Below are 25418 nucleotides of genomic sequence, written 5' to 3' on the forward strand. Positions count from 1 at the left end.
TTAAAAAATTGCAACCGATAGCCTAAATTAGTCAAAATTGACAAAAAATGCTTTTTTTAATTATGATTTTTAGGACAATTTTACTCCAAAAAAGGATGAATTTCACCCATTGGCTTTTAACAAATATATTGTTTAATGTGTAATTTTGTATTCCTTTTTTTATGTAATATGTTTATTTGATAAGCCAAAATAATTTTTTACACAATATTATTTGGATTGTACAGATTAAAAACTATATTTGTGCAATCGATTACATTATTTTTCTTTTAAGGTGTTAATTTATTGATTTTAATATTTTTAGAAAGCAGTAAATATAGTCTTTTAAGATGACCAAAAATTACAAAAACTATAATACCCACTTACTATGAATCAAACCGAAACTGTTGCAGTAAATCAAGGCATCAAAACAACTGGAAAATACCGTTGGAGTATTTGTGCATTGCTATTTTTTGCAACTACAATCAATTACCTGGATAGACAAGTGCTGTCGTTAACATGGAGCGATTTTATCGCGCCAGAATTTCACTGGACCAATAACGACTACGGAAATATTACCGCTTTGTTTTCTATTTTTTATGCAGTGTCATTATTGTTTGCGGGTAGATTTGTAGATTGGTTGGATACTAAAAAAGGATTTCTTTGGGCAATCGGAATCTGGTCAGTTGGAGCCTGTCTTCATGCATTCTGCGGTATTGCGACTTCGGGAATTATTGCAGGAGAATGGTTTGTAGGGTTTCACGGTTCAAAAGAAATAATCAGTACAATAAGCGATACAGCATTGGTTATCAATGTAAGTGTTGCTTTATTTATTTTTGCTCGTTTCGTTCTAGCAGTTGGAGAAGCAGGAAACTTTCCAGCAGCGATTAAAACTACAGCAGAATATTTTCCTAAAAAAGACAGAGCTTTTGCAACTAGTATTTTCAATGCAGGAGCGACAGTTGGAGCCTTAGCAGCGCCAATTACAATTCCTTTTATTGCAAAATCTTTCGGATGGGAAATGTCATTTATCATCATCGGAGCTTTAGGGTTTGTTTGGATGGGGTTTTGGATGTTTATGTACGACAAACCAGAAAAACATACAAGAGTTTCTCCAGAAGAATTAGCTTATATTCAGCAAGACGATATTGCAGACAGCAAATTAGTTGGTTTCGTGCCAGAAACAAGCACAAAAGTTTCTTTAGCAGATTGCTTTAAATACAAACAAACTTGGGCTTTTGCATTTGGTAAATTTATGACAGATGGTGTTTGGTGGTTCTTCTTATTCTGGACTCCAGCGTATCTAAGTTCTGTCTACGGAATGGATTCTACAGAAGCAGCATTACCTCTATTTGTACTTTACATGATTACATTATTGTCAATTATTGGAGGCTGGCTTCCAACGTATTTCGTAGAGAAAAAAGGAATGAATCCATACGAAGGAAGAATGAGAGCAATGTTGATATTTGCATTTTTCCCATTATTAGCCTTGATTGCACAGCCATTAGGATATATCAGTTATTGGGTTCCGGTAATTATTATTGGAATTGCAGGTGCTGCGCACCAATCTTGGTCGGCAAATATTTTTACAACAGTAGGAGATATGTTTCCTAAAAAAGCTATTGCAACCATTACAGGAATTGGAGGTTTAGCAGGTGGAGTTGGTTCAACCCTGATTAATAAAGGATCTGGAGTATTGTTTGATTATGCAAAAGATACCAATATGGCTTTTATGGGATTCAAAGGAATTGAGGCTGGATATTTTATCATATTTTCTATTTGTGCAGTTTGTTATTTAACAGGCTGGATTGTAATGAAAACATTGGTTCCAAAATACAGTCCGATTACAGATCTCTAAAGAGATTTCAAAAACTAACTAACCAACCTAAACCACAACCACATCATGAACCAAGCTAATGCAGCAATAGGAAAATACCGTTGGACTATTTGCAGTTTAGTTTTTTTTGCTACAACTGTTAATTATCTAGATAGAAATGTAATAAGTTACCTCAGGCCTTTTTTGGCAGAAGCGTTTCACTGGACTCCCGAACAGGAGGTTATAGATTACTCGAACATCGAACTAGCATTTAAAATTGCATACGCTCTCGGAATGCTGGTTGCAGGAGGAATTATTGATAAGTTGGGGACTAAGTTGGGTTATGCCATTGCAACAGGATTATGGAGTTTAGCCGCAATTGGACACGCGTTGGCAACAGGAACAGGAGGTTTTTTAATTGCCCGAGTGTTTTTAGGAGTAACAGAAGCAGGAAACTTTCCGGCAGCAATTAAAGCGACTGCAGAATGGTTTCCGCAGAAAGAAAGAGCTCTGGCAACAGGGATCTTTAATTCTGGAAGTAATATTGGTGCCATAATCGTACCTTTAACTGTTCCTCATATTGCTGAAAAGTATGGATGGCAATGGGCATTTATCATAACAGGAATTGTTGGTTTTATCTGGCTTGCTTTATGGTTTTTATTGTATGAAGTGCCTCAAAAGCAAAAACGTTTATCTCAAGCAGAATTAGAATATATTACTTCTGATCAAGTAGAGGAAGTGGAAGAGGAGTCAAAAGAAAAGGTTTCTTGGATAAAATTATTATCATTTCGCCAGACTTGGGCTTTTGCAATTGGCAAATTATTGACAGATCCAGTTTGGTGGTTTTATTTGTTCTGGTTACCAGACTTTTTGATGAAGCAATATAAGCTTAATGCGACAGAAATTATCTGGCCTTGTGCATTAGTTTATATGATTGGAAGTATTGGAAGCATTGGGGGAGGCTGGCTTCCATTAAAATTGATAAATAACAATTGGCCTGCTTACAAAGCTCGTAAAACAAGTATGCTGCTTTATGCATTTGCTGTATTGCCGGTTTTATTCGCTCAGCAATTAGGAGCTATAAATATCTGGTTTGCAATTTTAGTAATCGGATTGGCTGTTTCTGCGCATCAGGCGTGGAGTGCCAATATCTTTACAACAGTATCCGATATGTTTCCTAAAAAAGCAACAGCATCTGTAACCGGATTAGGTGGAATGTTTGGAGCACTTGGTGGAATTTTGCTGACATTGCTAGTTCAGAAAAATATGTTTGTTTACTATACCAAGCTTGGAAAAGTAGAAACAGGTTATTTTATTATGTTCTGTATTTGTGGAGCATCGTATTTATTGGCTTGGCTGATAATGCATATTCTGGTTCCACGAATGAAAAAAGTCGAATTATAAAGAAAAATGAACAGAATTGAAACATTTTTTCGTTTTCAATTATGCTATTTAAATATAAAAATATAATTTTGTGCAATCGATTACATTAATTTAAAATTATGACAAAATATAGTTCAAGATACGCGTCAAGCCCTGAAGCTGTAAAAAAATATGACACACAGCAATTGAGAGAAGAATTCTTAATTGATGACTTAATGCAGGAAGATGAAGTTGTATTGGTTTATTCGCATTACGACAGATACATTGCAGGTTCTGCAGTTCCTGTAAAAGGGGATTTAGCTTTAGAAACAATTGATCCTTTAAAAGCGCCTTATTTTTTAGAGCGTAGAGAATTAGGAATCATCAATGTTGGAGGAAGCGGTTCTGTTGTAGTAGAAGGAACAACTTATGAGTTAGGTTTTAAAGATGCTTTGTATATCGGAGCTGGAAATAAAGAAGTAGTTTTTAAAAGTGATGACAAAAACAATCCTGCAAAATTCTATTTAAACTCGGCACCAGCACATACCACTTACCCAACTAAAAAAGTAAGTTTAGCTGAAGCTAATAAATTACAATTGGGAACAATGGAAACGGCAAATCACCGTACTGTAAACCAAATGATTATTGGTAGTGTAGTAACAACTTGCCAATTACAGATGGGAATGACGGAATTGAAGCCAGGAAGTGTTTGGAATACCATGCCAGCTCACGTTCACGACCGTAGAATGGAAGTATATTTTTATTTAGATATTCCACAAGATCAGGCAGTTTGCCACTTTATGGGACAGCCGCAGGAAACAAGACATATCTGGATGAACAATCATCAGGCAGTAATTTCTCCGCCTTGGTCTATTCACTCAGGTTCTGGAACTAGCAATTATACTTTTATCTGGGGAATGGCTGGTGAAAACTTAGATTACGGAGATATGGATGTTTGTAAAATCACTGATTTAAGATAAGATGACAAATTTGTTTGATATAAAAGGAAAAGTTGCCTTAATAACAGGAAGTACACACGGACTGGGAATGGCAATGGCAAAAGGATTAGGTCAGGCGGGCGCAACAATTGTTGTGAACGGAAATTCTTCTCAAGAAAAAATTGATAATGCTGTAGCCGAATTAAAAAGTGAAGGTATTAATGCAGTAGGCTACAAATTTAATGTAACCGAAGAGCAGGAAGTAAAAGAAGCGGTTGCCAAAATTCAGAGTGAAGTTGGACCAATCGATATCTTGATCAATAATGCGGGAATTATCAAAAGAATTCCGCTTTTGGATATGGAGGTTGCTGATTTTAGAGAAGTGGTTGATATCGATCTTGTAAGTCCGTTTATCGTTTCTAAGCATGTTGCTAAAGGAATGATTGAAAGAAGAGAAGGAAAAATCATCAACATTTGCTCTATGATGAGCGAATTGGGACGAAATACAGTTTCTGCTTATGCTGCTGCAAAAGGTGGTTTGAAAATGCTGACTAAAAATATGGCAACAGAATGGGCAAAATACAATGTTCAGATTAACGGAATCGGTCCTGGATATTTTGCAACAGAACAGACAAAACCAATTAGAGTTGATGGAAATCCGTTTAACGATTTTATCATTAGCAGAACGCCAGCTGCAAAATGGGGAGATCCAAGCGATTTGGCTGGAGCGGCGATATTTTTATCATCTAAGGCGAGTGATTTTGTAAACGGTCACATCTTGTATGTTGACGGTGGAATCCTTGCCACTATCGGAAAACCTTCAAACGAAGAATAATTTTCAAATTATATTTTAAAAGACATGAGCCAGAAATTCATACACGATAATTTTTTATTAGAAAATAAATATGCTGAAGAGTTGTACCACAATTACTCTAAAAATCAGCCCATTATAGATTATCATAATCACTTAAATCCACAGTTTATTGCAGAAGATAAAATCTTTGACAATATCACGCAAGTTTGGATTAATGGTGATCACTACAAATGGCGTGCAATGCGTACATTAGGAATCAACGAGCAGTTTGTAACTGGAAATGGTTCAGATAAAGATAAATTCTTAAACTGGGGAAAAACAGTTCCGTACACAATGCGTAATCCGTTGTATCACTGGACACATTTAGAATTGGCTCGTTATTTTGATATTTATGATTTATTGAATGAGAAATCTGCAGAGAAAATTTATATCGAAACTTCTGAGAAAATAAATTCTCAGGCGTACAGCACACAAAACCTTCTTAAAAAAGTAAACGCTGAATTAGTTTGTACTACAGAAGATCCAATTGATTCGTTAGAATTTCACCAAAAATTCGCGAACAACTCAACTGGAATTAAAATGAGTACGGCTTTCAGACCTGATAAAGCCATCTTAATTGCTAATGATGGTTATAATGCATATCTGGACACATTAGGGGATGTGTCCGGTATTGCAATTAACACGTATGCTGATTTACAGTCTGCTTTAAGAAAAAGAATCGAATTCTTTAATGCAAACGGATGTAAATTAAGTGATCATGGATTGAATCAAATTGATTTTGAAAGCTTTACAGAAAGTGAAATCAATTCTATTTTCAAAAAGAAAAGAGAAAATGGCGAATTATCTCCAGAAGAGGTTTTGAAATTCCATAGTGCTATTTTAGTTTTCTTATCAGAAACTTATCATGAGTTTGGATGGGTACAGCAATTTCACTTAGGTGCATTGCGTAACAATAACGCTCGTATGCATAGAATCTTAGGTCCAGATACAGGATGGGATTCTATTGGAGATTATCCGCAAGCGCAAAAATTATCAGCTTTCTTAAATGCTTTAGACAGTAAAGATAAATTGACTAAAACGATTATTTATAACCTGAATCCTGCTGATAACGAAGTTATGGCAACAATGATTGGAAACTTTAACGACGGAAGCGTTCGCGGAAAAGTACAATTTGGTTCTGGATGGTGGTTCTTAGATCAAAAAGACGGAATGACAAAACAATTGAATGCGCTTTCAAACATGGGCTTAATTAGCTGTTTTGTTGGAATGCTTACAGATTCTAGAAGTTTCTTATCGTTCCCAAGACACGAATATTTCAGACGTATTTTATGTAATCTTTTGGGAGACGAAATCAAACGTGGAGAACTTCCAAACGATATGGAATGGATTGGGAAATTAGTTTCTGATATTTCATACAACAATGCTAAAGAATATTTTAAGTTTTAAATAAAGTCTAACCGCAATCCGGATAATTATCGGGAGCAAAGATTACGCAAGGAATACTAAATGAAATCCTTTTTAATCATTGTAATCTGTGGCAAAAAAAAAATATAAATAAATGAGTAGAGTAGTTGCATTTGGAGAAATCATGCTGCGTTTATCGACAGAAAGACATTTGCGTTTTTCGCAATCTACAGCATTTGGTGCTACGTATGGTGGCGGTGAATTTAACGTATGTGTTTCTCTGGCTAATTATGGTGTAAATGCTGAATTTGTTACCAGATTACCTGAAAATGAAATTGGTTTTTCTGCTTTAAAAGAAATCAGAAAGATGAATGTCGAGTCTAAAAACATTGTTTACGGAGGAGAACGTTTAGGAATCTATTTCTTAGAAACTGGAGCAGGAACTCGCGGAAGCAATGTGGTTTACGATCGTGCTCATAGCGCAATGTCGACCATAGAAAAAGGACAGGTTGACTGGGACAACGTTTTGGAAGGTGCAGAATGGTTTCATTGGAGCGGTATTACACCAGCAATTTCTGAAAGTGCAGCTGAAGCTTGTTTAGAAGCAATTAAAGTCGCTCATAAAAAAGGAATTAAAATTTCATGTGATTTAAACTATAGATCAAAACTTTGGCAGTATGGAAAAACGCCAAGCGAGGTTATGCCAGAAATGCTAAAATACAGCAATGTGATTTTAGGAGATATAGATACAGCGTATTTCATGTTGGGAATCCCGAAAGTAAATCCGAATTATCAGGACGAAAAATCACTTCCAGCAGTATATGATAAATTGTTTGAGTTGATTCCGAGCTTAAAAATTGCGGCAACGACACTACGTTATTCTGTTAGTGCTTCTCACCAGAGAATTGGCGGAATTTTATACGACGGAAAAGCAATTTATAGCGCAGCCGTAAAAGAAGTTACTCCGGTTGTAGACCGTGTAGGAAGCGGTGATGCTTTTATGGGCGGATTAATCTACGGTTTATTGGAATATAATAAGAACCAGAGAGCATTAGATTTTGCAGTTGCAGCTTGTTGTTTAAAACATACAATTGCAGGAGATTATAACTTGGTTACTTTAAAAGAAGTTGAAAATATGATTGATGGTGATGGTTCTGCATTAGTATCAAGGTAATTTTAAATAAAAATGGCAAAATATTCAAGAATAGAAGTAGCTCAGACAATGAAGGAGAATGGTATGGTTCCGTTGTTTTTTCATTCTGATATTGAGCTGAGTAAAAAAGTTTTAAAAGCATGTTATGATGGTGGATCTCGATTAATGGAATTTACTAGCCGAGGTGATTTTGCTCACGAAGTTTTCGGTGCTTTAAACAAATATGCTTTGGCAGAACTGCCAGGAATGATTCTGGGAGTGGGTTCTATTACAGATGCGGCTTCGGCTTCGTTGTACATGAGCTTAGGAGCAAATTTTATTGTAACTCCAGTTTTTAGAGAAGATATAGCTATAGCTTGTAATCGCAGAAAAGTGCTTTGGTCGCCAGGCTGCGGTACTTTGACAGAAATTGCAAGAGCAGAAGAATTAGGCTGTGAAATCGTAAAACTATTTCCAGCTGATACTTATGGACCAGAGTTTATTAAAGCGATAAAAGGTCCGTGTCCGTGGACAAACATTATGCCTACAGGCGGTGTTTATCCAACAAAAGAAAGTTTAAGTTCATGGTTAAATGCGGGAGCAACCTGTGTCGGTTTGGGCTCACAGTTAATTTCAAAAGATATATTAGACAACAAAGACTTCGACGGACTTACTTCAAAAGTGAAACAGGTTCTTGACATTATAAAAGATATTAGAAAATAGATTAAGGAGTAATCATGCCTAACTCCTTATTTTATAAGTTTTTTTTAGATTTTTAGAGATTGTAATTGAACATTACGCTTGAAAAATTTAGCTAGCCATTCCTCACAGCCGGCTTTATTTTACTCAATCGAGTGTAATGTTTCATTTACAATTTAAAAGGCAGAAATAATGAAATAAGGTTTGTAAATGGTTATTTATAACGCATTAAAGAGAATTTAAAATGAAAAAATTAAATAGAATAAATACAGGATTAGAAAAGTTACAGCCAATTAAAGTAGTTCAGTTTGGAGAAGGTAACTTTTTAAGAGCCTTTGTTGATTATGCTTTTGATAAACTAAATAAAGAAGTCGATTTTAATGCCGGTATTGCTGTAGTTCAACCATTGAAAGACGGTATGGTAAATATGATTAATGATCAGGACGGCCTTTATACCTTGTTTATGAACGGAATTAAAAAAGGTGAAAAGATACAAGATATTGTCTTGATTAATAACATTGTAAAAACTATAAACCCATATACTGAATTTGCAAATTATTTGGCTTTAGCTAAAGAAGAAGAACTTCAGTTTATTGTTTCTAATACTACAGAAGCTGGAATTGAATTTATTGAAAGTGATACTCCAGACATGCAGCCACCAGTGTCATTTCCTGCAAAATTGACGGTGTTGTTATATGAAAGATTTAAGCATTTTAAAGGAGATGCTTCTAAAGGAGTTACAATAATTCCTTGTGAATTAATTGATTATAACTCTGAAACGCTTAAAAAATATATTTTACAATATGTTGATTTATGGAAATTAGAGGATGCATTTAAAACTTGGGTATCAGATGCTTGTACCTATCATAGTACTTTGGTGGACAGAATTGTCCCTGGATATCCAAGAGCCGAAATTGAAGAATACAATAATAAATTAGATTATGAGGACAACTTAATTGTTGCGGCTGAACCTTTTTTCCTTTGGGCAATTGAAGGTGGAGATGATCTTAAAGCAAAATTACCTTTCCATAAAACAGATTTGAATGTAAAAATCGTTGATGATATACGTCCTTTTAAAATGATTAAAGTTCGTATTTTAAACGGTGCACATACGGCAATGGTTCCTTTTTCACTTTTGCATGGTAATAAATTAGTAATGGAAACTGTTGACGGAGATTTTACTGGGAAATTTGTAAATAGCGTTATTAGTGAAATTAGTGAAACTCTTGATATGGACAAAAACGAAATTACGGCCTATTCTGAGGAAGTAATGGACAGATTCAAAAATCCATTTATCAAACATGCACTTGCTGATATCGCATTAAATTCTGTATCGAAATTCAAAGTAAGAGTTTTGCCTAGTTTATTAGGATATTATAATGCGAACAAAAAATTGCCTGTTAATTTGACTTTTTCATTAGCGAGTTTAATTCGTTTCTACAAAGGAACTTGGAATGGTCAAACTTTACCGGTTAAAGATGGTGAAGATATTACTACATTCTTTAACGGATTACGGAAATCTGATGATTACGAAAAAATCGCTCGTTTGACATTGCAAAACAAAGGTTTCTGGGACCAAGATTTAACTGAAATTCCGGGTTTAACAAGAGCAATTACAGTTGCTTTAGAAGAAATTGATTCAAACGGAATTGAAGCTGGCTTTGCTAAGTTTCAAGAAAGAATAAAATAAAAAACACAACAAAAAGAACAAAGGTTAATTATGGCAACGCAGAAAAAATTAATAAAAGTACACCCAACCGATAATGTTGCGGTTGCTTTGGTGGATCTTACTGCAGGCGAAGTGATTGATTTTGAAGGACAATCAATTACCGTAGAGTCTGATGTAAAAATGAAACATAAGATTGCAATGGTTCCTTTTAATGTAGGGGACAGAATCATTATGTATGGTGTTTTGGTTGGAAAAGCAAGCGCTAGAATCGAAAAAGGCGGATTGCTTTCTACAGCAAACGTAAAACACGAAAGTGATAAAGTTACTGGTAAAACAGAAACTATTGGCTGGAATGCTCCAAATGTTGATAAATGGAAAGACAGAACGTGGCAGGGCTATCATAGAGAAGATGGGCAGGTTGGAACAGAAAATGTGTGGTTATTTTTTCCATTAGTTTTTTGTGAAAACAGAAACATCGAAATCTTAAAAGATATTTTCGAGAAAGAATTGATGAAACCTAAAGAGAACGATTATCAGTTATTGTTACGTTCTTTGGTGAAATCAGAAACGGGTGGAGCAGGAAATCAAGAAGCTTCAAACGACGCTAATTTATTCAATAATATTGAAGTAAAATTCATTACACACCAAGGTGGATGTGGCGGAATTCGTCAGGATTCTCACAGTTTAGCGAAGCTTTTGGCTGGTTATGTAAACAATCCAAACGTGGCTGGAGCAACGGTATTGAGTTTGGGATGCCAGAATCTTCAAATTTCAATCTTCAAAGAAGCTTTAGATGCAATTAATCCAAACAGTAAAAAACCTGTTTTGATTTACGATCAGCAATCTATCGGAACAATTGAAACGATGTTGAGCAGTGTGGTAAAAGACACTTTTGAAGCTATTAAAAAAGCTAATGAAATTAAGAGAGAGCCAGCTCCATTATCTAAGCTAAGAATTGGTTTAGAATGTGGTGGATCTGACGGATTCTCTGGAATTTCTGCAAACCCAACATTGGGAGTTTTATCAGATCATTTAGTTGCTTTAGGAGGAACTACAATTCTTTCTGAATTTCCTGAATTATGTGGAGTAGAGCAAGAATTGGTAAATCGTTGTGTAGATGATAAGGATGGAAAACGTTTCTTAGACTTAATGAAATGGTACGAAAAAACAGTTGTTGATGCAGGTTCAGGATTTGATATGAATCCTTCTCCAGGTAACATTAAAGACGGTTTGATTACTGATGCTATGAAATCGGCGGGTGCTGCTAAAAAAGGTGGAACATCGCCAATTACAGGTGTTTTTGATTATGGAGAATATATTAACGAGCCAGGTTTTACATTGCTTTGTACGCCAGGAAATGACGTAGAATGTACTACTGCAATGGTTGGTTCTGGTGCAAATATGGTATTGTTTACAACAGGTTTAGGAACTCCAACAGGAAATCCAATTGCGCCAGTTGTAAAGATTTCATCAAACACACAATTAGCAAACAAAATGTCTGATATTATCGATATTGATACTGGTGGAATTATCACTGGAGAAAAATCAATTGACGAAATGGCTGACGAAATGTTAGAATTCATTATTGACGTTGCTAGTGGTAATATTAAAACAAAAGCAGCTATTTTAAATCAGAATGATTTTATTCCTTGGAAAAGAGGGGTATCGCTTTAAGTTTTTTAGGTGCTAAGGTTCTAAGGAGCAAAGTGACAAAGGTTTATATAGAAGACGCACAATTTGGTGCGTCTTTTTTTTTTGAGAAAGCTTCGGAGAAGCGAAATATTTATAGATAAAAATTAGTCATCGAGAATAAAGCTCCAGAGGAGCGACATATTTTTTTGCAATCTAAATATATGTCGCTCCTCTGGAGCTTTATGTTGTAACCGGTTAATTTTTTCCTATAAATATTTCGCTTCTCCGAAGCTTACATAAAAAAAGCCCATTCTAAAATGGGCTTATATAACTGATATGGTAAAAAAATTAAAAATTACTTCTTGTAGAAGATTTACGAATATGTAATTCTGGTGCAAGAACAACTTTCTTTTCAATTTTAATAGTATCTGTTTTGTCCACCTGTTCTAAGAAAACTCGGGCGGACATTCTTCCCATTTCTAATGGCGACTGATCTACAGAGGTAATAGATAATTCCATGAATTTTGTAAATGGTTCGTTACTGAAACCAGCAACACAAAACTCACTTGGAATACTGATATTTCGTTCTTTTAGCTCTTGAATAGCTCCCAATGCGGCAAAATCACTTGAAGAAAAAATGGCATCAGGCGGAGTTTGCAATTGTAAAAGTTTGTCGACAGCCTCTTTACCAGCATCTACGCTACTTTTAGTAAAAATGACATATTCATCACTAAAAGGAAGTCCGTTATCTAGCAATGCTTGTTTGTATCCTAAAAACCTGTTTTTGAAAATGTCTAACGATTGATCTCCAGAGAAATGAGCAATGTTACGGCAGCCTTCATCAATAAGGTGTTTTGTAGCTAAATAACCGCCTTTAAAGTCATTAATAGTTACAGAACTCACGCCATCGATGTGTTTGCTTCTATCAAAAAATATTAGCGGTACATTTTTCTCCAATACATTTCTGAAAGCACTGTCATTCTCATCTGAAATACCAGTAACAGACATCATGATACCGTCAACTTGAGCATCTACAAGTGTATGGAGGTTTTCATTTTCCCTTTTAATGCTTTCGTGAGTTTGGCAGATAATAACCTGATAACCGTGAGGATAAAGTTCTTCTTCGATTCCACGAATAACCGATGCGAAAAAATTACTGTCAATACGCGGCACAATAACTCCGATATTATTACTTCGGCCACTTTTTAAAGCTAGCGCCAGTTTATTTTGCTTGTAATTCATTGCAGCAGCAGTCTTGATAACCAACTCACGCGTCGCTTCCTTTATTTTAGGATTATTATTTAACGCTCTGGAAACGGTTGCAGCTGTGATGTTTAGTTTTTCAGCAATATCGTAAATAGTTACTTTTTCACTCATTCAAAAAAAGTTTATCGAATTATTTTTAAACAAAAGTACATTTTTTTTCATTACGCAATAAATATTGTTATCGATTACCATAATTTAAAATTCAAACGTTTTAGGTTTTACAATGATAATAAATTATCTAAATTTTTGCATTAAATGTAATTAAAATTTGTAATAAAAATTAAATATATAATTTTTTTCTAAATTAATTTGGTGTCTCAGAACTATTTTTCTACTTTCGTGTAATCGATTACATAAAATATGATGTTTTTGATACTCAAACAAGAAAAATCTGAGCAAATGATTACAAAGGAGATTGTCACATTAAAAAAGATTCTTTTTTTAGCCTTTACAGGGCTGTTAATGCAGTCATGTGCAAAACATTCTTCTTCTCTTTCTTCAGAAAATCCATGGCAAAAAATGGATTTGGTTCTAAAAAGTATTCCGCAGGTCCATTTTTCAGATAAAATTTATAATATCAACGATTTCGGTGCTGTTGCTGATGGAAAAACGTTAAACACTTTAGCGTTTCAAAAGGCTATAAAAGAATGCGCAGCAAATGGCGGTGGGAAAGTCTTAGTTCCAAATGGAAAATATTTAACAGGAGCCATTCATTTAGAAAGTAATGTCAATCTGCATTTAGATGATCATGCTGAGATTCTTTTTAGTTTAAATCCGAAAGATTATCCTATTGTTCATACCTCTTGGGAAGGAACCGAAGTGATGAATTATTCTCCGCTTATTTATGCAAAAAACAAAACCAATATTGCCGTTACTGGAAAAGGCACTTTAAATGGTCAAGCGGATAGCACAAACTGGTGGATTTGGTCTGGTGGAAAAAATTATGGATGGAAAAAAGGTATTCCGTCTCAAAATGATCCAACAAATCGTGAAGTATTAGTCGATATGGCAGAAAAAGGAGTTCCGGTTTCAGAAAGAGTTTTTGGAGAAGGACGTTACTTAAGACCGAATTTTATTGAGTTTTTTGAATGTAATACTGCTTTAGTAAAAGATGTTAAAATTATTAATTCTCCATTCTGGATTTTGCATCCAATAAAAACAAACAACATGATTATTGATGGTGTAACGGTTAATAGCCATGGCCCGAATAATGATGGTTGCGATCCTGAATATTCTCAAAATATTATAATTAGAAATTGCACTTTCAACACAGGCGATGATTGTATTGCAATTAAAGCAGGACGCGACGGAGACGGTAGAAGAGTTGCAATACCAAGCAAAAATATCATTGTACAAAACTGTAAAATGATTGATGGTCATGGAGGAGTTGTAATTGGAAGTGAAATTTCGGCTGGAGTAAATAATGTCTTTGTTGAAAATTGCGTCATGGACAGTCCAAATTTGGATCGCGCCATTCGAATCAAAACCAATTCAAAAAGAGGCGGAATCATTGAAAATATCTACGTAAGAAATCTTGAAGTTGGAACCGTAAAAGAATGTGTTCTGAAATTGAATATGTTTTATAATGTCTACGGATCCCAAACAGGAAACTTTATACCGACCATCAGAAATGTAAGCTTAGAGAATGTGACTGTAAAAAACGGCGGCAAATACAGCGTTTGGGCAGAAGGCTACAAAGAGTCGCCAGTTGAGAACATTACGCTAAAGAATGTAAAAATTGAAAAAGTAGACTCACTCTATTTATTAAAAAACGTTAAAAACATAAATTTTATAAATACCTATATCAATGAGAAAAAAGTAGAATCTATTACTAACTAAACACTATCAATTAACCAAACTTTAAACCACATGAGTATTAAACAATTATCTGAGAAGAAAGATAAGTACTTTGTATTTTTCTTTTTCCTGAATTTTTTGCTGTGCACTTCTATATTTGCACAGTCAACCACAATTGAAGGAAAGATTACCGACGCCACTGGTATGTCACTGCCAGGAGTAAACATTAATGAAAAGGGAGCAAAAAACGGAACTTCAACAGATTTCGAAGGAAGTTTTAAAATTAATGTATCAAGCAGTAAAGCTACTTTAGTAATTAGCTATTTAGGATTTCAAACACAAGAAGTAAGTGTTGCTGGAAAATCAAAAATCAATGTAACTCTTGTTGAACAATCCAATTCATTAAACGAAGTTGTCGTTGTTGGATACGGCTCTGTAAAAAAGACAGATCTTACAGGATCTGTTAGTACAATCAGTGCTGCAACAATTACAGAAAGAAATACAATCAATCCTTTAGAAGCTATTCAGGGGAGTACACCTGGGGTTCAGATTTCATCATCGTCTGGACGTGCAGGAGACGGATTTAAAGTAGTAATTAGAGGAAATAATTCCCTAATTGCAGATTCAAATAATCCAAGTGTAGTTGGCTCTTCACCTCTATACGTTGTGGATGGTGTGCCAATGGATGGGATTGATTTTTTAAATCCACAGGATATTGCCAGAATGGACGTTTTAAAAGATGCCTCTTCGGCTGCAATTTATGGTTCTAGAGGGTCTAATGGTGTTATTATCGTAACAACAAAAAGTGGAACTAGTGCAAAAGCTGGAATCAGTGTAACTTTTGACACTTCTTACGGAAATAAAATTGCGACTAGATTACCAAAAATGATGAGCGGAGAAGAGTGGTGGAAGTTCCACCAAGTTGCTTACATGAGTGCAACGCCTTTAACCCAAACTCCAGCACAATTGGCTGCTTTAGCAGGAAATCAAAGTCCATTATTGGTTTCTCGTGCCAACAGCGGATACAATTTTGATTGGTATGATGCTGTGCTTCAATCAGGAATGACGGAGAATAATTATTTAAATATTTCAGGACGCTCAGAATCTGGCTTAAGCTATAATTTAGGATTCGGAATCCAGAGTGATCGTGGTCTTATTGAAAATGATGCAACAGATAAATACTCTTTTAAATTAGGATTGAATCATAAAATAAATGATAAATTTTCTACTGGCGTAAACGTTACAATTGCGAGATTAAACAATCAATTAGGAAGTGATTTAGCAATGCAGGATGCTTTCAGATTAAGTCCGCTTATGTCTCCTTGGGCAATTGATGCTGCAGGAAATGAAAAAGTAGGAACTCTGTTTTTTCTACCTGGTAAGCTAACTTATCCTGATGGTTCTTGGGCAATTAATAAAACTTCTACTGTAAATCCGTTAATGGAGATTGCTAATTCTTCTCAGAAAGAAGATACATGGCAGACCGTTGGAAATGCGTATTTTCAATACCAGCCTCTAAAATGGCTTTCGTTTAAAACCACGTTTGCTGCAGGAATCATGAATAGTAGAGATTCGTCTTCTTACACCGCGCAAACTAATGCAGGGGTAACATTAAACGGAAAGAATTCTGCAACGTTAGAAAGTTCAGACAACTTTAATTATACTTGGGACAATCAAATCGATTTGAAGCATACTTTTAATGAAGTACATGATGTTAGTGTATTATTATTACAAAGTTTGTACTCAAATGTTGATGAAAGCTCATATATGTATTCTAATAATCAGCCTTTTGATGTTGGAACAGACAACATGGGATCTGGAGCACAAACAAGTTATGTGATAAAATCTGCTTATGCAAAAAACACTTTAAACTCTTATGCAGTACGTTTAAACTATGCATTTAAAGATAAATATTTGGTCACAGCTTCTACTAGATGGGATGGCTCTTCAGTTTTGTCTGAAGGTAATAAATGGGAAAGTTTTCCATCATTGGCTTTAGGATGGAAACTTAGTAAAGAATCATTTTTAGCAAATAGTTCAGTTGTTTCAGATTTAAAATTACGTGCGAGTATTGGTTATACAGGAAATGATAACGTAGCACCTTATACTTCGCAAGCATTATTAAACCAGCAGACTTTTTATGCAATGGGCTCAAATGTTGTTCCAGGATGGCAGTCAGAAAACTTAGCAAATCCAAATCTAACTTGGGAGAAAACAAGAGAATACAACTTAGGGGTTGATTTTGGATTCTTGAAAAATAGAATAACAGGTAGTGTAGATGTTTATGACAGATTATCAGACAATTTGATATACAAACAGCAATTGCCAGCAGAAACAGGTTGGAAAAATACATTTGCAAATGTTGGATCTGTTAGTAATAAAGGTATAGAAGCTTTATTGATTACAAAAAACATTAAATCAGGAAAAGTAACTTGGGAAACGACTTTTACATTTACTAAAAACGTAAATAAATTAGAGTCAATTTACAATCAGGATAAAGTAAGTGATATTGGAAACAAATTAATTCTTGGCGCTCCATTAAATCCGAACTACAATTATGTTTATGACGGAGTTTGGCAAGAAAGTGAAGCAGCACAGGCAGCTTCTTACGGAATGGCTCCTGGGCAGGCAAGGCCAAAAGATTTAAACGGAGACGGGAAATTTAATCAGGATGATAGAACTGTAATTGGAAACCCAAACCCAGAATGGCAAGGAAGTTTATATTCAAAGTTAGTTGTAGGTCAATTTGATTTTAATTTCTCGGTTTTGACAAGTCAAGGGCAAACAGTTTTAAGTACTTTCCACCAAAATTTTGCCGATGTAAGTGACCGTGGACGTCAGAAATTAGCAATGGATTATTTTATTCCGACTAATGGAGCAGGTATCGAAGCAAATGCAAATACAACAAACCCGAGACCAGGCCCTGTAGCAACAGGTGCGGGTGCTTATTGGACTTCTTTATTTGGTTACTACAGAGATGTTTCTTATGTGAAAATCAAAAATATATCTTTAGGTTATACTTTAGATTCTGAATTATTGAAAAAACTAAAAATTTCAAATTTCAGAATTTATGTAAACGTTCTAGATCCATTTGTGTTTACAGATTTTGATGGTTATGATCCAGAATGGGCAGCTTCTCCTTTTGGGGTAAATCGTCCAGCATCAGTGACAACACAATTGGGATTAAGTGTTAAATTTTAATAAAGATATTCAAATGAAAAAAATATTAGTAATAATAGGAATAATTGCTGCTGCTGTAAGTTCATGCAGTAATTATATAGAAGAAGATAGCCGTTCGTTTGTACCAGCAGACGCAACATATAAAACTGCAACAGGATTTCAGTTATTGGTTAATTCTAATTATGCTTGGTTAAAAGGAATTTATGGTGGTAATCCATGGCTTTTTGAAGCAGGAACCGATATGTATGCAGAAGGAAGAACTCCTGAGCCTGCAGGTTTAAGTCAATATGCGCTTTTAATTCCGTCTTCAGACAACGTTGCCGATTTATACAATTCTTGTTACCAGCAGATTCAGGCAGTAAACAAAACGGTGTATTATTCGACAGTTACAGAGCAGACAGCAAACATAAATACACTTGTAGGAGAAGCACGTTATTTAAGAGCAAATGCCTATTTCTTATTAGTACAGACTTATGGTGGTGTTCCAATTGTTCTAGATAATATAACTACCCCAGTTTTATCTTTCACGAGAAATAGTGCAGAAGAAGTATATACACAAATCATAGCCGATTTAGAATTTGCTTTAGCTAATGTTGGAACCGCTGCTTATAGCACAGCTGGAAAAGTAAACAAAAGAGCAGTAAACGATTTGTTGGCAAAAGTGTACTTAACAAGAGGATATGAAACTTTTGGTAAAGCAGATGATTTTTCAAAAGCTGCGACTTATGCTGATGCTGCAATTGCAGGACAAACTTTAGCGTTAGCTTACGATCAATTGTTTAAGCCAGGAAATGACTTAAATGCAGAGACGATTTTTTCTGTGCAATATGACAAAGCTTCAACAAGTACAGATCCAACAAAATTGGGTAATAACCAATTTTACTATTTCAGTTCTTATTTAGGAGGAGCAGAAACAGGAGCGCCTTTAAGAAGCTACAATTTATGTCCTACAGATTATGCTTTAGGTTTATACGAAAAAGGCGATGCTAGATGGAATGCGACTTTTATGACCGAAATTGTAGAAGGTCCTGAAACAACAAACGGAGTTACAAAGACTATTTTATATTATCCGTATTACAGAAGTTCAAATCCAGCGTCGTTAAAAGTGAGACATTTTTACGAACCAAAATGGTTTACAGCCGCTGATAAAACGGCTTGGATGACAGCTAATGCTTCAAGATTATCGGCAACATTTGTATATCATCCTTGGGGAGAATATTCTGCGGCACATACGCTAATTAAAAACTTAGATTGTTACACGATTCCTGTTAAGAAATTTGATGATCCAGATCCAACTACGCCTTCAAGCACAGGGCCTGTAAGTACAAGAGATATTATTGTTTCGAGACTTGGAGAAACGTATTTAATTGCTGCTGAGGCTTATTTAAAAGCAGGAAATCCAGGAACAGGTTTAGCTCGTTTAAATGAAGTGAGAAGAAGAGCAGGTGTAGCAAATGCAACTTTAGCCCAATTTAACATCGATTATATTCTAGACGAAAGAGGAAGAGAGCTATTAGGAGAGTACAAACGCTGGTTCGATTTAAAACGTACAGGAACTTTGGTAGCAAGAGCTTCGGCTTATAATTATAAAATTAAAGAAGCAAATTTTGTTGGTGTTGATGGTAAGCTTAAAATTTTAAGACCAATACCACAATCTGCTTTGGATTTAAACCAAAATAAAGATTTTCCTCAAAATCCTGGTTATTAGTAATTTGTTAGTTTTTTGAGAACTATGTTTTTTGAAGTAGTTAAAAAGGAGTTTGACTATAGGTCGAACTCCTTTCTTAACTAAAAAGTAAAGATTAGAAATGCGAAAATTTAAATTAATCTTAGTGTTGTTTTTTAATGTAATTGTAATGCAAAGCCAGCAATACAAGGTAGACACGTCGTATACCATTAAAAGCACTTATGCTAAATTAATTAAGAAGTATCCATTTATTACTATTCCAGAAATAAAAGCAAATCCAGATGTTAAGGAAACATTTGATTTAGTTTACAATAAAGAGCAAAATCGTGTTTTACATTTTGATGCTTTTATCAATACTAAAAAGAAAAAAAATCCTGCTGTAATTATGATTCATGGCGGAGGATGGAGATCGGGAAATAAAAATCAAATGCAGTTTATCGGAAAAGAAATTGCAGCAAAAGGTTATTCGTGTTTTGCGATTGAATACAGATTATCTTTAGAAGCAAAATATCCTGATGGGGTTATTGATGTCAAGAATGCGATAAAATTTATAAAAGACAATGCGGTTAAATTTAATGTAGATCCAAACAAAATTGCAGTTTTAGGCTGTTCTTCGGGAGGTCAGATGGCAGCTTTGATTGGTACAACAAATAATGACCCGCTTTTTGAAGATAAAAATTTTAAAAGCAGAGCATCGTCAAAAGTCAATGCGATAATTGATGTAGACGGTGTTTTGGCATTTAAACATCCTGAATCGTCAGAGGGAGATATGGCAGCATTTTGGCTAGGAGGAAAATCAGATGAGATTCCTGAGAATTGGAAGAACGCATCTGCATTGAGTTATACAGACAAAAATACACCACCGGTATTATATATCTGCAGCAGTATACCGAGATTTCATGCAGGAAGAGACGATATGATTCAGATTTTGAATCAATATAAAATCTATAATGAAGTGCAGACTATTCCAGATTCGCCTCATTCATTTTGGTTTTATGACCCTTGGTTTACACAGACAATCTCGTACAGCGTACGATTTTTAGATACAATTTTTAAATAATTTAGAATACAAATGAAAGCAAAAATCACCACAGCAGTTTTATTTTTCGCAGGTATAACAGCCATAAATGCGCAGAAGTATGATATCAAAACCAATAAAACGTATGCCGAAATATCTGCAAAAACAGACGGAAAATGGGAAGGAAGGAAATATAAAGGAGGTACTGTTTTTAAAAATGTGGACAGATTAAAGCTGGCTCCAGAACATACCGACCATTCTTTTGATATTCGTTACGAAGGTCCAGGATGGGAAAACAATAGAATTGGATATCGTTTATACTTAGACTGGAGAAATGCTATTGATATTTTTGGAAAAAAGACATCAGAAAATATTTTACCAAAAGTAGGGCAGGACGGTTTTGATTCTTATCATGAAATGAGCGATTGGGGAGCCGATATTTTAAAAGCAGGAAAAGGAATCGGAATCGGTTCTATAGACCGTTATTTAAACAAAGAAAAATTACACTTCCGTGAAGTAGATTCAACAATTGCAACAGTGGCTAATAAGTCAAATGAATCTACAGTAAAAGTGAATTATTATGGATGGAAAACAGCTTCAGATAAAATCGATTTTGTGTCAGAATTGACAATTAAACCAGATCAGCTTTATACTCAACATACCATAAAAGCTTCGCAAGCAATCAAAGGAATTTGTACTGGAATTGTAAAAACAAAAACAGCTGAATTGCTTAAAAAAGATAGCAAAAATAAAAAATGGGCATATTTAGCAACTTACGGAGAACAATCTTTGGTTCCAGATAAGTTAGGAATGGCAATTTTTTATGAAATTAGTACTATCGAAAATATTGAAGATACAGACTTAGATTACCTTTTAGTTTTTAAGCCAACAACAAAAGCGGTGACTTTTTACCTTTTAGGCGCTTGGGAACAAGAAGTAAACGGAATTAAAACTAAAGAAGAGTTTGTTCAGTATTTAGACAAACAATTGGAAGTACTGAATAAAAAAGGAAAAATGTAAATTGTTTTTTGCCACAGATTAAAGGATTAAAATGATTTAAAAATCTGCCAAATCTGCGTGAGAAATTTTAACACATAGAAATATAGATTGTATAGCGTTTTAAAAGAGTATTTTAAGTAGCAAGCTTCTAGACATAGCGAACTATGTTTGTTGCTGCAAGTGAAACGCCTATTATTAAGTTTTCTAGACGATGTATCTATGTGTTAAAAAAACAGCCAAAGAATAATCCAAATAATCTATTAATCTGTAGCTAAAAAAAATATAAATATGAAGTATCAAAAAACAGCCCTATTGTTATTTCTGTTTTTTAGTGTTTTTGCAATTGCGCAAAATCAGACAGAGGCATCAGACAATGCAATTTCGTACGATTTAAAATGGTCAGAACGAACCGCTCTTTCTATTTTAAATAAATATCCGAATGCTTGGCAGCTTGACGGAAACGAAAAACCAAAATGGGATTATAAAATGGGTTTTGTATTGTCTGGTTTTGAAAAACTATACCAGAAAACAAACAATAAAAAATACCTCAATTATATTAAAGAATATGTTGATGGAATGATTGACAGTACTGGAAATATCAAAAAATACGATATTAAAGAATACAATATCGATTGTCTGAATCCGGGAAAACTACTGTTTAATTTATACGATGTTACAAAAGATTCGCGCTATCTGCAGATTATCGGGAATTTAAGAAATCAGTTAGAAAGTCAGCCGAGAACACCTAGTGGAGGATTTTGGCACAAACAGATTTACCCAAACCAAATGTGGATTGACGGTTTGTATATGGCAGAACCTTTTTATGCACAGTTTACGGTTAAATATGAAAAAGGAAAAAGTTTAGATGATATCGCAAAACAATTCGAACTCGTTCAAAAACATATTGTAGACAAAAAAACAGGTTTGGTGTACCAAGCTTGGGACGAAAGTAAAGAAATCGCGTGGGCAGATAAACAAACAGGAACTTCGCCAACTATTTGGGGCAGAGGAATTGGCTGGTATATGGTTGCATTGGTGGAAACATTAGATTATTTCCCAAAATCGCATCCAAAACATAAAGTTTTGGTGGAGTACTTGAATCAGATTGCAAAAAATGTAAATCAGTACAAAAGCGAAAATGGGTTATGGTATCAAGTAGCAGATAAACCAGACTTATACGGAAATTACGTAGAATCTTCTGCTTCTGGAATGATTATTTATGCATTTGCAAAAGGAGCCAATAAAGGATATTTAGCTTCAAGCTACAAAACAACAGCTAAAAAATCATTTGACAGTTTTGTAAAAGAATTTGTGAAAGTAGATAAAAAGGGAGAAGTGAATGTATTGAATGTTTCATCAAATGTAGGTTTGGGCGGAAAACCATTTCGCGACGGAACAAACAACTATTATTTGTCTTCCAAAACAAAAGAAAATGGTGCAATAGGATTGGGTGCTTTTTTATTAAGCGCAATCGAATTGGATAAATAAATGTTTTTAATGGATAGAAAGAAAAAATATTTTGGTTTACCACTCATGGTTATTGGCTTGCTGTTTTCATTTATGAATGCAAAAGCTCAAGAAACGACAATTGTTATTTCTAAAGACTTGAAGTGGTCTGAAAGAATGGCTCTTTCTATTATGAAGCGTGACCCAAAAGCTTGGCAAATTGATAATAATGAAAAACCAAAATGGGATTATAAGCTAGGGCTTATGATGACTGCTTTTGAGAATCTGTACAATAAAACACAAAATCCGATTTATCTCAATTATGTTAAAGAGTATTACGAAACAGTAATAAACAGTTCTGGTGATATTCTAAATTATAAATTAGAAGATTACAATATTGATTATATAAATGCTGGCAAAGGACTTTTTGAAATTTATAAGCAAACCAAAGAAGACCGTTATATTAAAGCGCTACAGCTTTTAAGAAAACAATTGGAAACGCATCCGAGAACAAATTCGGGAGGATTTTGGCATAAAAAGATTTACCCAAATCAAATGTGGTTGGATGGATTGTATATGGGAACTCCATTTTATGCACAATATACAGCTGAATTTGAGCAAGGAAAAAGCTTCGATGATATTGTAAAACAGTTTGAGCAGATTCACCTGCATACTTTAGACCAAAAAACGGGTCTTCTTTTTCATGCTTGGGATGAAAGTAAAAAAATGGATTGGGCGAATAAAGAAACAGGAACCTCACCCAATTTTTGGTCTCGATCTATAGGCTGGTACATGATGGCTTTGGTTGATGTTTTAGATTTTATGCCAAAAGAAAACCCTAAAAGAAAAGAACTTATTCAGTATTTAAATGAGGTTTCGAAAGCTGTTGCAAAATATCAAGATAAATCAGGATTATGGTATCAAGTTACAGATGCTGGAAATAGAAAAGGAAATTACCTTGAAGCATCAGGTTCTGAAATGTTTGTTTATGCATTTGCAAAAGGAGTAAAAAAGGGGTATTTGCCAAAAAGCTATAAAAAGTTAGCAGAAAAAGGATTTGACGGAATTACAGAAAAATTGGTTACAGTAGATCCAGACGGAGAAATACATATTACTCAAGTTTGCGCTAGTGCAGGGTTAGGAGGAAATCCTTATCGGGATGGTTCCTATAAATATTATATAGGCGAAAAAATAAAAGTGGATAATTCACATGGATTAGGGCCTTTTATTTTAGCTGCAGTTGAATTAGAAAAATAGTAGAATTTAAATATATTTTGAAATGAAAAATAGTAGAAAGCAAAGTTATTTCATGTCGATTTTGATGGCTTGTTTCATGACCATTACAAGTTGTAAAGTAACATCGCAAGAACCAGCAAAAGAGATTGTGATTGGAAAGAATGCGAAATGGTCTGATAAAATGGCCTTGACATTGATGAAACGCCATCCAGAAGCATACATGATTGATGATGCTAAAAAACCTAAATGGGATTATGTTCACGCTTTAGTATTGCATTCAATCGAAGAACTGTACAAAAAAAATCCTGATCCTAGATATAAAGCTTACATCAGAGGTTATGTAGATAATTTAGTTCAAGCTGACGGAAGTATTAATACTTACGAATTCGATAAATATAATATTGATTTAGTATTGCCTGGACGTTTGCTTTTTAATGTTTATGATTATTCAAAAGAAGATAAATATTTAAAAGCATTGCAATTAATTCGCAAACAGCTTACAGAACAGCCAAGAACTCAAAGCGGCGGATTCTGGCATAAACAAATCTATCCAAACCAAATGTGGTTAGACGGTTTATACATGGGAGAACCATTCTACGCAGAATACACAGCTAGATTTGAGAACGGAAAAAGTTTTGATGATATCGCAAAACAGTTTGAAGTAATTCAGCTTAAAGCAACAGATCCAAAAACTGGATTATTGTATCACGGTTGGGACGAAAGCAAACAAATGCCGTGGGCAAATAAAGAAACTGGAAACTCTCCAAACTTTTGGTCTAGATCTTTGGGCTGGTATGTAATGGCTTTGGTTGATGTTTTAGATTATATGCCAAAAGACCATCCAAAAAGAAAAGAATTGATTAAATATTTAAACAATGCTTCTGAAGCGATACTTAAATTTCAGGATAGTAAATCAGGTTTGTGGTATCAAGTTACAGATAAAGGCGGTGAAAAAGATAATTATTTAGAAGCTTCTGGTTCTGCAATGTTTTCATATGCTTTTGCAAAAGGGGCAAACAAAGGATATTTACCAGCTAAATTTAAAAAAGCAGCCAACAAAGCTTTTGACGGATTGACTACAGTTTTAATCAAAAAAGTAGACGAAGATGGCGGAATCACTTTAACAAACTGCTGTCAAGTTGCAGGTTTAGGAGGAACTCCTTACCGTGACGGTTCTTACGAATATTACGTAAACGAAAGAAAAAAAGACAACGATCCTAAAGCAACAGGGCCTTTTATTTTGGCAGCTATTGAATTGAATAGATAAATACAATGATAATTGATAATTGACAATTGTTAATTATCAATTGTTAATTATCAATTGTAATGTTTGTCTTGCTGAGCGAA

General features: G+C 34.5%; 18 protein-coding genes. 17 read left to right on the forward strand and 1 reads right to left on the reverse strand.

The features are described from left to right. Positions 1 to 364 precede the first annotated feature (364 nt). The 9 genes from AC5ZCW_RS10280 to AC5ZCW_RS10320 all read left to right on the forward strand — a co-directional run bounded on the left by AC5ZCW_RS10280 (position 365) and on the right by AC5ZCW_RS10320 (position 11484). Complete coding sequence (locus AC5ZCW_RS10280) at positions 365 to 1834, forward strand: MFS transporter (RefSeq protein ID WP_496119569.1); 1470 nt, start codon at positions 365 to 367, stop codon at positions 1832 to 1834. 45 nt (positions 1835 to 1879) lie between these two features. Beyond that, positions 1880 to 3196 (forward strand): MFS transporter, encoded by a 1317-nt coding sequence (locus AC5ZCW_RS10285; protein WP_343543742.1) that lies wholly within the window; start codon positions 1880 to 1882, stop codon positions 3194 to 3196. A 98-nt stretch (positions 3197 to 3294) separates the two neighbouring features. After that, positions 3295 to 4134: a 5-dehydro-4-deoxy-D-glucuronate isomerase gene (gene kduI, locus AC5ZCW_RS10290; protein ID WP_111377125.1), complete on the forward strand. Its 840-nt coding sequence runs from the start codon at positions 3295 to 3297 to the stop codon at positions 4132 to 4134. Position 4135: 1 nt separating this feature from the next. Further along, positions 4136 to 4927 (forward strand): gluconate 5-dehydrogenase, encoded by a 792-nt coding sequence (locus AC5ZCW_RS10295; RefSeq protein WP_496119572.1) that lies wholly within the window; start codon positions 4136 to 4138, stop codon positions 4925 to 4927. Positions 4928 to 4951: 24 nt separating this feature from the next. Continuing rightward, on the forward strand, positions 4952 to 6352 hold the full coding sequence (uxaC, locus tag AC5ZCW_RS10300; RefSeq protein ID WP_496119574.1) for a glucuronate isomerase: 1401 nt from the start codon (positions 4952 to 4954) through the stop codon (positions 6350 to 6352). A 112-nt stretch (positions 6353 to 6464) separates the two neighbouring features. Further along, positions 6465 to 7484: a PfkB family carbohydrate kinase gene (locus AC5ZCW_RS10305; protein WP_496119576.1), complete on the forward strand. Its 1020-nt coding sequence runs from the start codon at positions 6465 to 6467 to the stop codon at positions 7482 to 7484. Between the two features lie 12 nt (positions 7485 to 7496). Beyond that, positions 7497 to 8165 carry a bifunctional 4-hydroxy-2-oxoglutarate aldolase/2-dehydro-3-deoxy-phosphogluconate aldolase gene (locus AC5ZCW_RS10310; protein ID WP_343543752.1) on the forward strand — a complete coding sequence of 223 codons (669 nt, stop codon included), beginning with the start codon at positions 7497 to 7499 and terminating at the stop codon, positions 8163 to 8165. Positions 8166 to 8385: 220 nt separating this feature from the next. Continuing rightward, entirely contained in the window at positions 8386 to 9831 is a 1446-nt protein-coding gene (locus AC5ZCW_RS10315) for a tagaturonate reductase (protein WP_496119578.1), read from the forward strand. A 30-nt stretch (positions 9832 to 9861) separates the two neighbouring features. After that, complete coding sequence (locus tag AC5ZCW_RS10320) at positions 9862 to 11484, forward strand: UxaA family hydrolase (protein WP_281633050.1); 1623 nt, start codon at positions 9862 to 9864, stop codon at positions 11482 to 11484. Positions 11485 to 11790: 306 nt separating this feature from the next. On the opposite strand, the gene AC5ZCW_RS10325 is transcribed toward AC5ZCW_RS10320, so the two are convergent. Beyond that, positions 11791 to 12819, reverse strand: coding sequence for a LacI family DNA-binding transcriptional regulator (locus tag AC5ZCW_RS10325; protein ID WP_343543755.1), 1029 nt, complete (start codon positions 12817 to 12819; stop codon positions 11791 to 11793). Positions 12820 to 13107: 288 nt separating this feature from the next. On the opposite strand from AC5ZCW_RS10325, the gene AC5ZCW_RS10330 reads away from it, so the two are divergent. The 8 genes from AC5ZCW_RS10330 to AC5ZCW_RS10365 all read left to right on the forward strand — a co-directional run bounded on the left by AC5ZCW_RS10330 (position 13108) and on the right by AC5ZCW_RS10365 (position 25338). Next, entirely contained in the window at positions 13108 to 14547 is a 1440-nt protein-coding gene (locus AC5ZCW_RS10330) for a glycoside hydrolase family 28 protein (protein WP_496119580.1), read from the forward strand. Positions 14548 to 14577: 30 nt separating this feature from the next. Beyond that, positions 14578 to 17706 (forward strand): SusC/RagA family TonB-linked outer membrane protein, encoded by a 3129-nt coding sequence (locus AC5ZCW_RS10335; RefSeq protein ID WP_496119582.1) that lies wholly within the window; start codon positions 14578 to 14580, stop codon positions 17704 to 17706. 13 nt (positions 17707 to 17719) lie between these two features. Then, entirely contained in the window at positions 17720 to 19393 is a 1674-nt protein-coding gene (locus AC5ZCW_RS10340; RefSeq protein ID WP_496119584.1) for a RagB/SusD family nutrient uptake outer membrane protein, read from the forward strand. Between the two features lie 100 nt (positions 19394 to 19493). After that, positions 19494 to 20432, forward strand: coding sequence for an alpha/beta hydrolase fold domain-containing protein (locus tag AC5ZCW_RS10345; protein WP_496119586.1), 939 nt, complete (start codon positions 19494 to 19496; stop codon positions 20430 to 20432). A 12-nt stretch (positions 20433 to 20444) separates the two neighbouring features. Further along, complete coding sequence (locus AC5ZCW_RS10350; RefSeq protein WP_281633044.1) at positions 20445 to 21410, forward strand: DUF4861 family protein; 966 nt, start codon at positions 20445 to 20447, stop codon at positions 21408 to 21410. Positions 21411 to 21677: 267 nt separating this feature from the next. Further along, positions 21678 to 22877: a glycoside hydrolase family 88/105 protein gene (locus tag AC5ZCW_RS10355; RefSeq protein ID WP_496119588.1), complete on the forward strand. Its 1200-nt coding sequence runs from the start codon at positions 21678 to 21680 to the stop codon at positions 22875 to 22877. A 9-nt stretch (positions 22878 to 22886) separates the two neighbouring features. Then, positions 22887 to 24092, forward strand: coding sequence for a glycoside hydrolase family 88/105 protein (locus AC5ZCW_RS10360; RefSeq protein ID WP_496119590.1), 1206 nt, complete (start codon positions 22887 to 22889; stop codon positions 24090 to 24092). A 22-nt stretch (positions 24093 to 24114) separates the two neighbouring features. Continuing rightward, the gene (locus tag AC5ZCW_RS10365) at positions 24115 to 25338 is read left to right on the forward strand and encodes a glycoside hydrolase family 88/105 protein (protein WP_343543763.1); all 1224 of its coding nucleotides are present in this window, start codon (positions 24115 to 24117) and stop codon (positions 25336 to 25338) included. Positions 25339 to 25418: the final 80 nt, after the last annotated feature.

The organism is Flavobacterium sp. PLA-DH12 (assembly GCF_059511845.1).

What these genes read in the sequence shown, in the direction of transcription:
- AC5ZCW_RS10280 (WP_496119569.1), top strand. Translation starts at nt 365, where the DNA reads ATGAATCAAACCGAAACTGTTGCAGTAAATCAAGGCATCAAAACAACT.
- AC5ZCW_RS10350 (WP_281633044.1), top strand. Translation starts at nt 20,445, where the DNA reads ATGAAAGCAAAAATCACCACAGCAGTTTTATTTTTCGCAGGTATAACA.
- AC5ZCW_RS10340 (WP_496119584.1), top strand. Translation starts at nt 17,720, where the DNA reads ATGAAAAAAATATTAGTAATAATAGGAATAATTGCTGCTGCTGTAAGT.
- AC5ZCW_RS10335 (WP_496119582.1), top strand. Translation starts at nt 14,578, where the DNA reads ATGAGTATTAAACAATTATCTGAGAAGAAAGATAAGTACTTTGTATTT.
- AC5ZCW_RS10320 (WP_281633050.1), top strand. Translation starts at nt 9,862, where the DNA reads ATGGCAACGCAGAAAAAATTAATAAAAGTACACCCAACCGATAATGTT.
- AC5ZCW_RS10325 (WP_343543755.1), bottom strand. Translation starts at nt 12,819, where the DNA reads ATGAGTGAAAAAGTAACTATTTACGATATTGCTGAAAAACTAAACATC.
- AC5ZCW_RS10295 (WP_496119572.1), top strand. Translation starts at nt 4,136, where the DNA reads ATGACAAATTTGTTTGATATAAAAGGAAAAGTTGCCTTAATAACAGGA.
- kduI (WP_111377125.1), top strand. Translation starts at nt 3,295, where the DNA reads ATGACAAAATATAGTTCAAGATACGCGTCAAGCCCTGAAGCTGTAAAA.
- AC5ZCW_RS10365 (WP_343543763.1), top strand. Translation starts at nt 24,115, where the DNA reads ATGAAAAATAGTAGAAAGCAAAGTTATTTCATGTCGATTTTGATGGCT.
- AC5ZCW_RS10360 (WP_496119590.1), top strand. Translation starts at nt 22,887, where the DNA reads ATGGATAGAAAGAAAAAATATTTTGGTTTACCACTCATGGTTATTGGC.
- AC5ZCW_RS10305 (WP_496119576.1), top strand. Translation starts at nt 6,465, where the DNA reads ATGAGTAGAGTAGTTGCATTTGGAGAAATCATGCTGCGTTTATCGACA.
- AC5ZCW_RS10315 (WP_496119578.1), top strand. Translation starts at nt 8,386, where the DNA reads ATGAAAAAATTAAATAGAATAAATACAGGATTAGAAAAGTTACAGCCA.
- AC5ZCW_RS10310 (WP_343543752.1), top strand. Translation starts at nt 7,497, where the DNA reads ATGGCAAAATATTCAAGAATAGAAGTAGCTCAGACAATGAAGGAGAAT.
- AC5ZCW_RS10345 (WP_496119586.1), top strand. Translation starts at nt 19,494, where the DNA reads ATGCGAAAATTTAAATTAATCTTAGTGTTGTTTTTTAATGTAATTGTA.
- AC5ZCW_RS10330 (WP_496119580.1), top strand. Translation starts at nt 13,108, where the DNA reads ATGATTACAAAGGAGATTGTCACATTAAAAAAGATTCTTTTTTTAGCC.
- uxaC (WP_496119574.1), top strand. Translation starts at nt 4,952, where the DNA reads ATGAGCCAGAAATTCATACACGATAATTTTTTATTAGAAAATAAATAT.
- AC5ZCW_RS10285 (WP_343543742.1), top strand. Translation starts at nt 1,880, where the DNA reads ATGAACCAAGCTAATGCAGCAATAGGAAAATACCGTTGGACTATTTGC.
- AC5ZCW_RS10355 (WP_496119588.1), top strand. Translation starts at nt 21,678, where the DNA reads ATGAAGTATCAAAAAACAGCCCTATTGTTATTTCTGTTTTTTAGTGTT.